The sequence below is a fragment of the Salmonella sp. SJTUF14076 genome, from assembly GCF_015534835.1.
Lineage (GTDB): Bacteria > Pseudomonadota > Gammaproteobacteria > Enterobacterales > Enterobacteriaceae > Salmonella > Salmonella enterica.
Window position 1 is genome coordinate 3,841,575 of the sequence record NZ_CP064674.1, and the last position, 14,407, is coordinate 3,855,981.

Consider the following 14,407-nt stretch of genomic DNA (forward strand, 5'->3'; position numbering starts at 1 on the left):
GAGCCGTACATGGGGATGGAAAACTACAATCCGCCGCAGGAACCCTGGCTGGTTATCCTGTATCAGGATGAGCACATTATGGTGGTCAATAAGCCCAGCGGCCTGTTGTCCGTGCCGGGGCGTCTGGAAGCGCACAAAGACAGCATTATGACGCGTATCCAGCGCGACTACCCGCAGGCAGAATCGGTGCATCGTCTGGATATGGCCACCAGCGGCGTGATTGTAGTGGCGCTGACCAAAGCCGCGGAGCGGGAGCTAAAACGCCAGTTCCGCGAACGTGAGCCGAAAAAGCAGTATGTGGCGCGCGTATGGGGTCATCCCTCCCCGGCGGAAGGGCTGGTTGACTTACCGCTCATCTGCGACTGGCCGAACCGGCCAAAGCAGAAAGTGTGTTATGAAACCGGCAAACCGGCGCAAACGGAATATAACGTGGTGGAGTTTGCGGCGGATAATACCGCCCGCGTGGTGCTCAAGCCGATCACCGGACGTTCGCATCAGCTTCGTGTGCATATGCTGGCGTTAGGCCACCCGATTTTAGGCGATCGGTTTTACGCCTCGCCGGAAGCGTTGTCGCTAGCGCCGCGTTTGCAGTTACACGCCGAAATGCTGACCATTACCCATCCCGCTTACGGCACCAGCATGACGTTTAAAGTCCCGGCAGATTTTTAAATTCTGAGCCAATTTATGCCGGGGCGCTTCGCTTGCCCGGCCTACATTCATTAACGTAGGCCGGATAAGGCGCTAGTCGCATCCGGCAATTCAATCACTTGAAGCCTTTCTGTTCTTTGATTAGCTCATACGCTTTCTGAATTTCCTGCGCTTTTTGCTTCGCCATCTCCATCATCTCCGGCGGCAAACCTTTGGCCACCAGCTTATCGGGATGATGCTCGCTCATCAGTTTGCGATAAGCGCGTTTAATGGTGGTTGCATCGTCGGTGGTTTTAACCCCCAGCACATTACAGGCATCTTCCAGCGTCGGGCCGCGCTGCGCCTGCTGCCAGCCGCCGCCGGACTGTTGATGATAACCGCCGCCAAACTGCGCGCCGCCCTGCATCATGCGCAGAAACTGATCGAACTGTACGCGGGAAATACCTAACTCTTCCGCAATCACATACAGCACTTCCCGCTCATTAGGGTGTAGCGAGCCATCGGCAAACGCCGCCTGGATCTGAATTTCCAGAAACATCCGGATCAGATCAAAACGCCCGAAGCAGACGCTACGAAACTGCCGCATCTTTTCACGTAATGGGTAATTATCCGCTTTTCCGACCCGAAAGGCGTTCTGCGCGGCAGTACGTGAATCGCCGTGTAAATTCATACGATCCATCAACTGACTGGCGATATGAATATCCGCTTCCGTCACCCGTCCTTTTGATTTGGTTAAGTGGCCCATCACCTCAAAGGTGGTGGCAAAAAACAGCGCCTGCCGTTCCCGCTGGTTGGCAAACCACGCCATTTTTCGGCTGCGGGCTTTGTCGAACATATGGCCCACCAGCAGACCCAGGACCACGCCCCAAAAGCCGCCGCCCATCATCAGGGCTACGGCGACGCCAATTATCTTTCCCCAGTACTGCATAGACTCCCCAAAACGTTACGCTATCGGTGAGGCTATCTCCCACAAAATAAGGTGCTTTTCTGCGAATGAAGGCTACGGTCAATTGTGGGACATCGCCTATAATTTGCATTATCATACCTGTCATTCAATGCCGTGCCTAACACCACAGACGCTAAACGGCAGGATTAACACTGGCGCAGCGAAGATGAGTAAGTTAGGCTGTGACCGTTTGTCACGCGCAACGCTACCGATGATGGAACAATAAATACAACGTATGAAAAAACGTATTCCCACTCTTCTGGCCACCATGATCGCCAGCGCCCTTTATAGTCATCAGGGGCTGGCAGCCGATCTCGCCTCACAGTGTATGTTGGGCGTGCCGAGCTACGATCGTCCTCTGGTAAAAGGCGATACCAACGATCTGCCGGTTACTATCAATGCCGATAACGCTAAAGGTAACTACCCGGACGATGCCGTTTTTACCGGCAACGTGGACATTATGCAGGGGAATAGCCGCCTGCAAGCGGATGAAGTGCAGCTTCATCAGAAGCAGGCGGAAGGTCAGCCGGAACCTGTACGCACCGTCGATGCGCTGGGTAATGTGCATTATGATGACAATCAGGTCATCCTTAAAGGGCCGAAGGGCTGGGCGAACCTGAACACCAAAGACACGAACGTCTGGGAAGGCGATTACCAGATGGTGGGCCGTCAGGGGCGCGGTAAAGCTGATCTCATGAAGCAGCGCGGCGAAAACCGCTATACCATTCTGGAAAACGGCAGCTTTACCTCCTGTCTGCCTGGCTCCGATACCTGGAGCGTGGTGGGGAGTGAAGTCATCCATGACCGTGAAGAACAGGTTGCGGAGATCTGGAACGCCCGGTTTAAAGTAGGTCCGGTTCCGATCTTTTATAGCCCCTATTTACAGCTACCCGTCGGTGACAAACGTCGCTCAGGTTTCCTGATCCCGAACGCGAAATACACGACCAAGAACTATTTCGAGTTCTACTTACCGTATTACTGGAACATCGCGCCCAATATGGACGCCACCATCACCCCGCACTATATGCACCGCCGCGGCAATATTATGTGGGAGAACGAATTCCGTTATCTCACTCAGGCGGGCGAGGGAGTGATGGAATTAGATTATCTGCCTTCTGATAAAGTCTACGAGGACGAACATCCCAAAGAGGGCGATAAGCACCGCTGGTTATTCTACTGGCAGCACTCAGGCGTGATGGATCAGGTGTGGCGTTTTAACGTCGATTACACCAAAGTCAGCGACTCCAGCTACTTTAATGATTTCGACAGTAAGTACGGTTCCAGTACCGACGGCTACGCAACGCAGAAATTCAGCGTCGGCTACGCCGTACAAAACTTTGACGCTACGGTGTCGACCAAACAATTCCAGGTCTTTAACGATCAAAACACCAGCAGCTATTCAGCGGAGCCGCAGTTAGACGTTAACTACTACCATAACGATCTCGGCCCGTTTGATACCCGGATTTACGGCCAGGCGGTACATTTCGTCAACACCAAAGACAATATGCCGGAAGCGACCCGCGTCCACCTGGAGCCGACCATTAGTCTGCCGCTCTCCAACCGCTGGGGCAGTCTGAACACCGAAGCGAAGCTGATGGCGACGCACTATCAGCAGACGAATCTGGACTGGTACAACGCCAATAACAGCAAAAAACTGGAAGATTCGGTTAACCGCGTCATGCCGCAGTTTAAAGTCGACGGTAAGCTCGTCTTCGAACGCGATATGGCGATGCTGGCGCCGGGGTATACCCAGACGCTGGAACCACGCGTGCAGTACCTGTATGTGCCGTACCGCGACCAGAGCGGCATCTATAACTACGATTCTTCTTTGCTGCAATCCGACTATAACGGCCTGTTCCGCGACCGCACTTATGGCGGTCTCGACCGTATTGCTTCCGCCAACCAGGTCACGACTGGCGTCACAACACGCATTTATGATGATGCCGCCGTTGAACGTTTTAACGTTTCTGTTGGTCAAATCTACTATTTCACGGAGTCTCGCACCGGCGATGACAACATTAAATGGGAGAATGACGACAAAACCGGTTCGCTGGTTTGGGCAGGCGACACTTACTGGCGTATTTCAGAACGCTGGGGGCTGCGTAGCGGAGTGCAGTACGATACCCGTCTGGATAGCGTCGCTACCAGCAGCAGCAGCCTCGAATACCGTCGGGATCAGGATCGTCTGGTACAGTTGAACTACCGCTATGCCAGCCCGGAATATATTCAGGCTACGTTGCCTTCGTATTATTCCACGGCAGAGCAGTATAAAAACGGCATCAACCAGGTGGGCGCGGTGGCAAGTTGGCCGATTGCCGATCGCTGGTCGATTGTCGGCGCGTACTACTTCGATACCAATTCGAGCAAACCTGCAGACCAGATGCTCGGCTTGCAGTACAACTCTTGCTGCTATGCGATCCGCGTCGGATACGAACGTAAGCTGAACGGTTGGGATAACGATAAACAACACGCGATTTATGATAACGCGATTGGCTTCAACATTGAGCTGCGCGGTTTGAGCTCTAACTACGGCCTCGGCACGCAAGAAATGTTGCGTTCGAACATTCTGCCGTACCAAAGCTCTATGTAATCTGATTGATTTACAACATAATCCGCATTGCGGTTAATTGAAATGGAAAAAGTATGAAGAACTGGAAAACGCTGCTTCTCGGTATCGCCATGATCGCGAATACCAGTTTCGCTGCCCCCCAGGTAGTCGATAAAGTCGCAGCCGTCGTCAATAATGGCGTCGTGCTGGAAAGCGACGTTGATGGCTTAATGCAATCAGTCAAACTCAACGCGGGTCAGGCAGGTCAGCAGCTTCCGGACGACGCCACGCTGCGTCACCAGATCCTGGAACGTTTGATTATGGATCAAATTATCCTGCAGATGGGTCAGAAGATGGGGGTGAAGATCACGGATGAGCAGTTGGATCAGGCCATCGCCAACATCGCCAAACAAAACAATATGACGATGGATCAGATGCGCAGCCGTCTGGCTTACGATGGGCTGAACTATTCAACCTACCGTAACCAGATTCGTAAAGAGATGATTATCTCTGAAGTGCGCAACAATGAGGTTCGTCGCCGTATCACCGTTTTGCCGCAAGAAGTTGACGCGCTGGCAAAACAGATTGGCACCCAAAACGATGCCAGCACCGAGCTGAACCTGAGCCATATCCTGATTGCTCTGCCGGAAAACCCAACCTCCGAGCAGGTTAACGACGCGCAGCGCCAGGCGGAAAGCATTGTTGAAGAAGCGCGTAACGGCGCAGATTTCGGCAAACTGGCGATTACCTACTCTGCCGACCAGCAGGCGCTAAAAGGCGGTCAGATGGGCTGGGGCCGTATCCAGGAGCTGCCGGGGATTTTCGCCCAGGCGCTGAGCACCGCGAAGAAAGGCGACATTGTCGGCCCGATTCGCTCCGGCGTCGGCTTCCACATTCTGAAAGTAAACGACCTGCGCGGTCAGAGCCAGAGTATCTCCGTGACCGAAGTTCACGCTCGTCACATTCTGCTTAAGCCGTCGCCTATCATGAACGATCAGCAGGCGCGCCTGAAGCTGGAAGAAATCGCGGCTGACATTAAGAGTGGTAAAACCACATTTGCCGCTGCGGCGAAAGAGTACTCTCAGGACCCGGGCTCCGCTAACCAGGGCGGTGATTTGGGTTGGGCTACGCCAGATATTTTCGATCCGGCGTTCCGCGACGCGCTGACGAAGCTGCATAAAGGCCAAATAAGCGCGCCGGTACACTCCTCTTTCGGCTGGCATCTGATCGAATTGCTGGATACGCGTAAGGTAGACAAAACCGATGCGGCGCAGAAAGATCGCGCTTATCGTATGCTGATGAACCGTAAGTTCTCAGAAGAAGCGGCGACCTGGATGCAAGAACAGCGCGCCAGCGCTTACGTTAAGATTTTGAGTAACTAATGAGCAGTGCGCAACGCGTTGTTATCACTCCCGGCGAACCCGCCGGGATTGGCCCCGATCTTGTCGTCCAACTGGCGCAACGCGCGTGGCCGATTGAACTGGTCGTCTGTGCGGACGGCGCGCTCCTGACGGAGCGGGCCGCCATGCTCGGCCTGCCCCTCTCGCTTCTCCCTTACTCGCCTGATGTCCCCGCTGCGCCGCAGCCCGCGGGAACGCTGACCCTATTGCCGGTCTCGCTGCACGCGCCTGCCATCCCCGGTCAGTTGACGGTAGAAAATGGCCCCTACGTGGTAGAGACGCTGGCGCGAGCGTGTGATGGCTGTCTGAACGGTGAATTTGCCGCGCTGATCACAGGCCCCGTGCACAAAGGCGTGATCAATGACGCCGGCATTCCGTTTACCGGTCATACCGAGTTTTTCGAAGAGCGTTCGCAGGCGAAAAAAGTCGTGATGATGCTGGCAACCGAAGAACTTCGCGTGGCGCTGGCGACCACGCATCTGCCGCTACGGGCGATTGCAGACGCCATCACCCCTGCGCTTTTGCACGAAGTGATTGCTATTTTGCATCACGATTTGCGGACCAAATTTGGTATTGCCGAACCGCGCATTCTTGTCTGTGGCCTGAATCCGCACGCGGGCGAAGGCGGTCATATGGGCACGGAAGAGATAGACACCATCATTCCGGTGCTCGACGAGCTGCGGGCGCAGGGGATGAAACTCAACGGGCCGCTACCTGCTGATACGCTGTTTCAGCCCAAATATCTCGATAATGCCGACGCGGTGCTGGCAATGTACCACGATCAGGGCCTGCCCGTGCTAAAATACCAGGGATTCGGTCGGGGAGTGAATATTACGCTCGGCCTACCTTTTATTCGAACCTCCGTTGACCACGGCACCGCGCTTGAACTGGCGGGCCGAGGAAAAGCGGATGTCGGCAGTTTTATTACGGCGCTTAATCTCGCCATCAAAATGATTGTTAATACCCAATGAATAATCGAGTCCATCAGGGCCATTTAGCCCGTAAACGCTTCGGGCAAAACTTTCTCAACGATCGGTTTGTGATCGACAGTATTGTTTCTGCTATTAATCCGCAAAAAGGCCAGGCGATGGTTGAAATCGGCCCCGGTCTGGCGGCGCTGACGGAGCCGGTCGGCGAACGACTGGATAAGCTCACGGTCATTGAGCTTGACCGCGATCTGGCGGCGCGTTTGCAAACCCATCCGTTCTTAGGGCCGAAGCTGACTATTTATCAGCAGGACGCCATGACCATGAACTTTGGCGAACTGTCTGCGCAGTTGGGCCAACCGCTGCGTGTGTTCGGCAATCTGCCCTATAATATCTCCACCCCGCTGATGTTCCATCTCTTTAGCTATACTGATGCCATTGCCGACATGCACTTTATGTTGCAAAAAGAAGTGGTAAATCGTCTGGTTGCAGGGCCGAACAGCAAAGCGTATGGTCGTTTAAGCGTGATGGCGCAATATTACTGTCAGGTGATCCCGGTGCTTGAAGTGCCGCCATCCGCCTTCACGCCGCCGCCCAAAGTGGACTCCGCCGTGGTGCGTCTGGTTCCACACGCAACAATGCCTTACCCGGTTAAAGATATTCGCGTGTTGAGCCGTATTACCACCGAGGCCTTTAACCAGCGCCGTAAAACGATCCGTAACAGTCTCGGCAATCTTTTTAGCGTTGAGACGTTGACGGAAATGGGTATTGACCCGGCAATGCGCGCGGAAAATATCTCTGTCGCGCAGTACTGCCAGATGGCCAACTATCTGTCGGAAAACGCGCCTTTGAAGGAGAGTTAAACATGATCAATTCGCCCAGAGTGTGTATTCAGGTGCAAAGCGTCTACATTGAGGCGCAATCCTCACCTGACGATGAACGTTACGTTTTTGCCTATACCGTAACCATCCGCAATCTGGGCCGGGCGCCAGTGCAGCTATTGGGCCGCTACTGGCTGATTACCAATGGTCATGGCCGTGAAACTGAAGTCCAGGGCGAAGGTGTGGTTGGCGTCCAGCCGCGCATTGCGCCTGGCGAAGAGTACCAGTACACCAGCGGCGCGGTAATTGAAACGCCGCTGGGCACCATGCAGGGTCATTACGAAATGATCGATGAAAATGGCGACGCCTTTACCATCGACATCCCCGTGTTTCGACTCGCCGTCCCTACACTCATTCACTAAAATTATAACAATGGCAACTTATCTCATCGGCGACGTTCACGGTTGCTACGACGAACTGATCGCCTTATTACAGCAAGTGGAATTTACGCCAGACACAGACACTCTGTGGCTGACTGGCGATTTGGTCGCCCGCGGTCCTGGTTCGCTGGACGTGTTACGCTACGTCAAATCGCTTGGCAATAGCGTGCGTTTGGTGCTGGGGAATCACGATTTACACCTGTTGGCCGTATTCGCCGGGATTAGCCGCAACAAACCTAAAGACCGGCTGACCCCGCTTCTTGAAGCGCCGGACGCCGATGAGCTGTTGAATTGGTTACGCCGTCAGCCGCTGTTGCAGGTAGATGAAGAGAAAAAGCTGGTCATGGCGCATGCGGGTATTACCCCGCAGTGGGATTTGCAGACGGCAAAAGAGTGCGCCCGCGATGTTGAAGCGGTGCTGTCGAGCGACTCGTACCCGTTTTTCCTCGACGCGATGTATGGCGATATGCCGAATAACTGGTCGCCGGAGTTAAGCGGTCTGGCGCGGCTACGCTTTATTACTAATGCCTTTACCCGTATGCGTTACTGCTTTCCTAACGGTCAACTGGATATGTACAGCAAAGCGTCGCCAGAAAATGCCCCTGCGCCGCTGAAGCCGTGGTTCGCCATTCCGGGGCCGGTGAGCGAGGCTTACAGCATTGCGTTCGGGCACTGGGCGTCGCTGGAAGGGAAAGGGACGCCAGAAGGTATTTACGCGCTGGATACCGGCTGCTGCTGGGGCGGGGAGTTGACCTGTTTACGTTGGGAAGATAAACAGTATTTTGTGCAGCCGTCAAACCGCCAGATGGATATGGGCGAAGGCGAAGCGGTCAACGCCTGATAGGTTTATGCCTGATGGCGCTACGCTTATCAGGCCTACATCCGGCTACATCTGGCTCAAGAGTAGGCCGGATAAGGCGTTTCGCCGCCATCCGGCACTACAGCGTTAACGACGTTCCAGAATCTCGAAACAATAGCTGTGAGAATTCTGCGCGTCGGCATCGTGAAACTCACTGAATACCGATTCCCAGTCATCCGGTTCATAATCCGGAAAATGGGTATCGCCTTCGACTTCCGCATCAATATGCGTCAGATAAAGCTTCTGCGCCTTTGGCAGGAACTGCTCGTACACGCGCCCGCCGCCAATGACCATAATTTCCGGCGCATCGCCGCAAGCGGCAATCGCCTCATCGACAGACTTCACCCACTGCACGCGATCGTCGGTGCCTGGCTGGCTGCTGATAACAATATTTTTACGTCCCGGTAAGGGGCGCCCGATGGACTCCCAGGTGTGACGTCCCATGACGACAGGTTTATTTAACGTGTTACGTTTAAACCAGGCGAGATCGGCAGGCAGGTTCCACGGCATGGCGTTTTCCATACCGATGACGCGATCCACCGCTAACGCCGCAATCAGACTGATCATTAATTATTTCCTGATACAAAAAAAATTGCCGCCACTATACGTAAAGCGCAATCTTTCGTCGACTGACGAAAAGAGGATGAGCACGAAAATTTTTCGTTCTGCTGGCGACGCCACTCATTTGATGTGGAGCGCCAGCATTACAGTAGTTCAAAAACAGCCAATTAGCAGTAAAGTTTGCAGAACATCACATTTTTTACTTTAGATTGACGGTTTGACCTCGGGTTCATCAGCGGCCTCCCCGGAATGTTTGCCCTCAGCCGTTCCCTGCCAGCCGTGGCGCTGAATCAACGACAGATGCTCCCGGTCCTCGGTAATAATTTCGCTCAACATCGCGCTGGTACGTTTATAGGCGGCGGCGCGAGATAACGGATCGTTTTCCCCTTTCGCCATCTCTTCCACCATCCGGGTATTAAAATGACGGAACAGATCCGCGCGCTCGCGGGCTTCATAACGCCCCAGCCCCAGCGCTTCCAGCGCCTGTCGTCCGCTTTTGAGCGCGCCTTCGAAGGTTTCACGTTCGGGCATCGCCACACCAGCCTGGCGCAGGCGAATGTAATGATCGACATCACGGGCGCGGGCGATAATCTGCAGATGCGGGAAATGCGACTTCACCAGTTCACTCAGTTGCAAATTGGTTTGCGGATCGTCAATGGCGTTAATCAATACCTCCGCTTTCGCCGCTCCGGCAGATTCCAGTAAATCCATACGCGTCGCGTCGCCATAAAAAACCTTCATGCCGAATTTACGCAGCGTTTCGATATGATCGGGGTCGTGATCGAGCACCACCATCTTCACCCCGCTCGACAGCAGCAGACGCCCGGCTATCTGCCCAAATCGTCCAAACCCGGCCACAATAACCCGCGGTTGCTCTTCGTCGATTTCATCCGCCTCGCGCGCTTCACCCGTCGCGGTCTTCTCCATGCGCGTCAGCAGCACCAGAAAAATCGGCGTAGCCGCCATCGACAGCGCGACCGCCAGCGTCAGCGCTTTTGCCCATTCCGGCTCAAGTACATCCGCCATTTGCGCCGCGCCAAAAACCACAAACGCAAACTCACTTCCCTGGCCTAATAAGACGGCAAACCAGCGACGCTGTTTTGCCGGTACACCCAGCGGCCTCGCGACCAGCCACAGCATGACGACTTTGATTGCCAGAAAACCGGCCAGCAACAGCAGAATGCGCAGCGGATTCTCCACCAGCGTGCCGAAATCAATCGACATGCCGACACCAATAAAGAACAGCCCCAGCAGCAACCCCTTAAAGGGTTCAATATCACTTTCCAGCGCATGACGATATTCCGAACTCGCCAGCAGAACGCCCGCCAGGAACGCGCCCATCGCCATTGACAGCCCAACCTCTTCCAGCAACAGGCCGAAACCAAACACCAGAAATAGCGCCACGGCGCTGAACACTTCCCGCAAACCAGAACGCGCGACAAAGCGCAGCGCCGGGCGCGTAACGTAGCGTCCCAGCAGCACCACCAGCGCCAACGCGCCTGCGACTTTCAACGCCGATAGCGCAAACGCGCCAAGCGTGGTGGATGCGCCGCTGGCGGCCAGCAGCGGGATCATCGCCACCAGCGGGATCGCCGCGATATCCTGGAACAAGAGCACTGCGAATGCGCTACGTCCTACTTGTGAAACGGTCAGGTTACGCTCATTCATTGCCTGCATGGCGATAGCCGTGGACGAAAGCGCCAGCGTCATGCCAATCAGTTCCGCCACCTGCCAACGCAGGCCAAGAAACATGCAGAACAGACCAATCAGTCCGCCGCAGACCACCATTTGTAACGCGCCGCCGCCAAATACCGAGGCGCGCAGCTTCCATAACCGTTGCGGGTCCAGCTCAAGCCCAATAACAAACAACATCAGCACGACGCCGATTTCCGCAAAATGCAGAATAGATTCGGCGTCCGTTACCAGCCGTAGCCCCCAGGGGCCGATAATGCAACCCGCAATCAGATACCCCAGCACCGATCCTAAGCCCAAACGTACCGCAATCGGCACAATCAGCGCCGCCGAACCAAGATAGATCAGCGCCTGCAGTAGAGTATGGCTATCCATGATTCACCTCCTGCCATGCCAGTAAACGCTGTTTATACTGACGCGCCTGCGCCTGTAAGGTGTCGTCATCGCAAATGAACGTGCAGTGCATGGCAAACGGCGGCAGCCATTTGAGGCCACAATAGAGCGCCGTCGCCTGTAGCGGCTGAGAAAGGACGTCAAATCCCGGATGTGAACCGATAGCAAAGTGGTTTTCACCACCGCCGGTCGTTACCGCCCACAGCAGATGTTTACCATGCAATGCCGTACCGCCATGACCGTAAGCCCAGCCGTGGGTGAGGACTTTATCCATCCATAATTTGAGTAAAGGAGGGACGCTGTACCACTGCATCGGATGCTGCCAGACGATAAGACTCGCGCGCAACAGCGCCTCCTGCTCGGCGGCAACGTCAATATTGAAATCGGGATAGAGGTGATAAAGCGAACGTATTTCGACGTTTTCCAGCGTCCCTGCCTGTTCAAGCATCCGCTTATTCGCATGAGAATGATGCGGATACGGATGCGCATAAATAATGAGGATCATGATTAGCCTGTGATGATCTGTTTTTTATTACAAAGTGTAGTGACAAATTCGCCAGGCTAATAGTGAATATTATTGAGCGGCTAACCAGAAAAAATTGAATTAACGCCAGCCAGGAGTTGACGCCATCCTGCTCCCCGAAGATGCCCTCGAAGGGCCGCAGGCGTTTGCGGAAAAGCGCGATCCGGTGTGGAAAGGTCGGTGATGATAGTAGCCTTAAATCGCTGACCAATCGGTTTAAGGCCTTCTTACCGGGCGGCGCTGCGCTAAATTTGCCTGTAATGACTGTAATATCAATCCATTACATGATGATACAGGCCCAATAAGCGCAGCGCCAACAGCATCTGAACCTCCAGACACGCTGGATGCCAGATCGCCGACGAATAAAATAGCCTAATGGGTCAAACACTTAGAGCCTGGCCCAGTAGGCGTAATTGTTGAAGCCAGTTTGGGGCCGACCAGCGCGCAGAAACCGGAGCGTACACGTAGTACGTGAGGATTTTGAGCACTGCCCGGACCCAAAATGGCGAATAAAATAGCCTAATGGGTCAGGCTCTTAATCTTTCGCCATGCGGTTAAATTGCTCAATAGTAAGATCCCACGGCTCACGGGCCGCATCCGGCATAAAACTGCCGTCATCCACGCCAATTTCGTCTTTGATAATTTTATTCAGTTTTTCATTCATCGTAAGAATGAGATCCTGATATTTCTGTTTATCAGCAGCAAGGTTATGGTTCTCATCGGGATCATTTTTAAGATCGTAAAGTTCAAGATCGTTGTACTTAATAAGATCCTCCCAGGTTTCCGGCGTATTATGCTCCCTTAGCGAGAAATAACGCGCAAACTTATAACGGCCATCGTTAATCATCCGCGTCCCTGAACGATGGCTGAAATCAGGATGCAAATGGGATATTTCCTGCTTGATTTGCGCCACCGTTTTTTGTTTATCTCTTTGTAGCGCGATAACACGGTGGAGATAATGGGCATCGGTATACAAGATCATGCCATAGCAATATAAGCTGGCATTTCTCACCGCATTAACCGCAACGCCTTCCGGGTTTTTTAGCAATCCGCTAAAATTAACGCCTTTGCGGTTGCCTAACGCCTGGTGCTGTTTTTCTTCCGGCAAACCGGTCAGCCCAACTAATGTCGGCGCGATATCAAGATGACAGGTCAACGCCTGACATTTCCTATTACCGGGGTACGCCGGGTGGGAAATAATCATCGGTACATGGATCTGTTCTTTATAAACGGAAGCGCCTTTACCGTGCATCTGATGGCTTCCGCCTAATTCGCCATGATCGGCAGTAAATACAACAATCGTTTTATCAGTTAACTTGAGGGCATCAAGTTCATTTAATATCCGGTCAAGGTGAGTATCACAATCGCGGATACAGTTGAAATAGTAGTCAAGCAGTTTACGCCAACGACGATCTTCATCAGGAAACTGCCCTTCCAGCGCAGCGCGCGCCGTCTGGTATTCAAGATGCGCCGGCGGTCTTCCCTGCTCATTGAATGATTGATGCCTGTTTGCCGGCAGCGGATAGTTCGGCCAGCTTGCCTGATAAAGCTCATTTTCCGGCGGCTGCGTGGGCGCCAGGGTATTATCATCCTGATCCAACTCGCCACGCCACTGTACCTTTTCTCCCTCTTTATCGGTATCAATAAACATGACGTCATGAGGATTAACGAGGTTAACGGCCAGGAACCAGGGCTTGTGTTGGTCATTCAATGGCTGCCCCTTGCATCTTAACCAATTTATAGTCTGAGCCGTGGTGGTTGAATCATAAAAATAGCCGCCTTTACTATGGCCTATAATATCGCCGATGCCGTGATAGTCAGCAAAACCATATTTTTCCATAATTTTATGTAATTCTGGTTCAGGAATATCTCCGACATCAATATCTTCATCTTTTTCGTCAGGCAAAGGCTTCTCCAGTTTTTCTGTAAGATGCCACTTACCTTTATAGGCCGTATAGTATCCCAGTTCCCGCATCATATGGCCTGTGGTTCCAAGAGCGGGGTCAAGGTCATAAGGCATCCAGGGTAATCCCAGATTATCAAACATCTTTGTCTGGGGCATATGTAAGCCGGTATACAATACGGAGCGGGAAGGCGTACAGACATTACTGGTATTCTGATGATTACAGAATGTCACCCCCGTTTTCATGAGCCGCTCTCTGCCGGGTACCGGGAAAGGAAACGTAGGAAAAAAACGCTCCTGGTCGGTCACGACTAACAGAATATTATATCCTTCTGGCAATTTTTCCGGGATTTCGCCGGTAAACGGTTTATCCCACGCTGGTTTCGCCTTGACGGCGCATTTTTCATCAGCCTTTACCGCGCCGGATAGCATACCGCCGGCGGCAAGAATACCGGCGCTGGTTAACAGTTTCCTACGCGTAAGATCCGTCTCTTCTGCGGACAGTTTTTTTTTATTACTCATATTATTATACCTGTAGTCAGTAACTTTATCACATATTCATTTATTACTGTACGAGGAAGCGTGGATATGTATCAATGCCTTCCGGGTAAGAATATGTGTTATAAATTGATTTGTATTTCAAATTAGAAATATATTAATAAATAACCATAATTCACTGAAAAATTATTTAGATGAAAAGTTCATTTTTTTATTTTAGAGATACAACTGCAGACATTACTTCATAAA

At 53.0% G+C, this 14,407-nt stretch carries 12 protein-coding genes and 1 pseudogene; 8 read left to right on the forward strand and 5 right to left on the reverse strand.

The window, feature by feature from the left end:
• The first annotated feature begins 9 nt into the window (after positions 1 to 9).
• Complete coding sequence (rluA, locus tag HU143_RS18630; protein WP_000525198.1) at positions 10 to 669, forward strand: bifunctional tRNA pseudouridine(32) synthase/23S rRNA pseudouridine(746) synthase RluA; 660 nt, start codon at positions 10 to 12, stop codon at positions 667 to 669.
• A 94-nt stretch (positions 670 to 763) separates the two neighbouring features.
• Here rluA and djlA read toward each other — a convergent pair whose 3' ends face one another.
• Complete coding sequence (gene djlA, locus HU143_RS18635; protein WP_001200595.1) at positions 764 to 1,576, reverse strand: co-chaperone DjlA; 813 nt, start codon at positions 1,574 to 1,576, stop codon at positions 764 to 766.
• Positions 1,577 to 1,829: 253 nt separating this feature from the next.
• Between djlA and lptD the strand changes: the two genes are divergently transcribed.
• From lptD to apaH, 6 genes are read left to right on the forward strand one after another with little or no spacing between them, the layout of a single operon-like run.
• Positions 1,830 to 4,184, forward strand: a complete 2,355-nt coding sequence (gene lptD / locus HU143_RS18640; protein ID WP_023227657.1) for an LPS assembly protein LptD — start codon at positions 1,830 to 1,832, stop codon at positions 4,182 to 4,184.
• A gap of 53 nt (positions 4,185 to 4,237) precedes the next feature.
• The gene (gene surA / locus HU143_RS18645; protein ID WP_000800482.1) at positions 4,238 to 5,524 is read left to right on the forward strand and encodes a peptidylprolyl isomerase SurA; all 1,287 of its coding nucleotides are present in this window, start codon (positions 4,238 to 4,240) and stop codon (positions 5,522 to 5,524) included.
• Complete coding sequence (pdxA, locus tag HU143_RS18650; protein ID WP_000092999.1) at positions 5,524 to 6,513, forward strand: 4-hydroxythreonine-4-phosphate dehydrogenase PdxA; 990 nt, start codon at positions 5,524 to 5,526, stop codon at positions 6,511 to 6,513. The genes surA and pdxA overlap by 1 nt, the downstream gene beginning before the upstream one ends.
• Positions 6,510 to 7,331 (forward strand): 16S rRNA (adenine(1518)-N(6)/adenine(1519)-N(6))-dimethyltransferase RsmA, encoded by an 822-nt coding sequence (rsmA, locus tag HU143_RS18655; RefSeq protein WP_001065397.1) that lies wholly within the window; start codon positions 6,510 to 6,512, stop codon positions 7,329 to 7,331. Before pdxA ends, rsmA begins: the two co-directional genes overlap by 4 nt.
• Before the next feature lie 2 nt (positions 7,332 to 7,333).
• Positions 7,334 to 7,711 carry a Co2+/Mg2+ efflux protein ApaG gene (apaG, locus tag HU143_RS18660; protein WP_000610894.1) on the forward strand — a complete coding sequence of 126 codons (378 nt, stop codon included), beginning with the start codon at positions 7,334 to 7,336 and terminating at the stop codon, positions 7,709 to 7,711.
• A 10-nt stretch (positions 7,712 to 7,721) separates the two neighbouring features.
• Entirely contained in the window at positions 7,722 to 8,570 is an 849-nt protein-coding gene (apaH, locus tag HU143_RS18665) for a bis(5'-nucleosyl)-tetraphosphatase (symmetrical) ApaH (protein WP_000257211.1), read from the forward strand.
• A 105-nt stretch (positions 8,571 to 8,675) separates the two neighbouring features.
• On the opposite strand, the gene folA is transcribed toward apaH, so the two are convergent.
• The 3 genes from folA to kefF form a co-directional block, all read right to left on the reverse strand.
• Positions 8,676 to 9,155, reverse strand: coding sequence for a type 3 dihydrofolate reductase (gene folA / locus HU143_RS18670; protein WP_000624379.1), 480 nt, complete (start codon positions 9,153 to 9,155; stop codon positions 8,676 to 8,678).
• Between the two features lie 198 nt (positions 9,156 to 9,353).
• On the reverse strand, positions 9,354 to 11,216 hold the full coding sequence (gene kefC, locus HU143_RS18675; RefSeq protein ID WP_023227658.1) for a glutathione-regulated potassium-efflux system protein KefC: 1,863 nt from the start codon (positions 11,214 to 11,216) through the stop codon (positions 9,354 to 9,356).
• Positions 11,209 to 11,739, reverse strand: coding sequence for a glutathione-regulated potassium-efflux system oxidoreductase KefF (kefF, locus tag HU143_RS18680; RefSeq protein WP_058679824.1), 531 nt, complete (start codon positions 11,737 to 11,739; stop codon positions 11,209 to 11,211). Before kefF ends, kefC begins: the two co-directional genes overlap by 8 nt.
• 121 nt (positions 11,740 to 11,860) lie before the next feature.
• Here kefF and HU143_RS24855 point away from each other — a divergent pair.
• Positions 11,861 to 11,941, forward strand: a pseudogene (locus HU143_RS24855) (hypothetical protein); the annotation flags it as partial.
• Positions 11,942 to 12,292: 351 nt separating this feature from the next.
• On the opposite strand, the gene HU143_RS18685 reads toward HU143_RS24855, so the two are convergent.
• Complete coding sequence (locus tag HU143_RS18685) at positions 12,293 to 14,182, reverse strand: sulfatase-like hydrolase/transferase (protein ID WP_023227659.1); 1,890 nt, start codon at positions 14,180 to 14,182, stop codon at positions 12,293 to 12,295.
• Positions 14,183 to 14,407 lie beyond the last annotated feature (225 nt).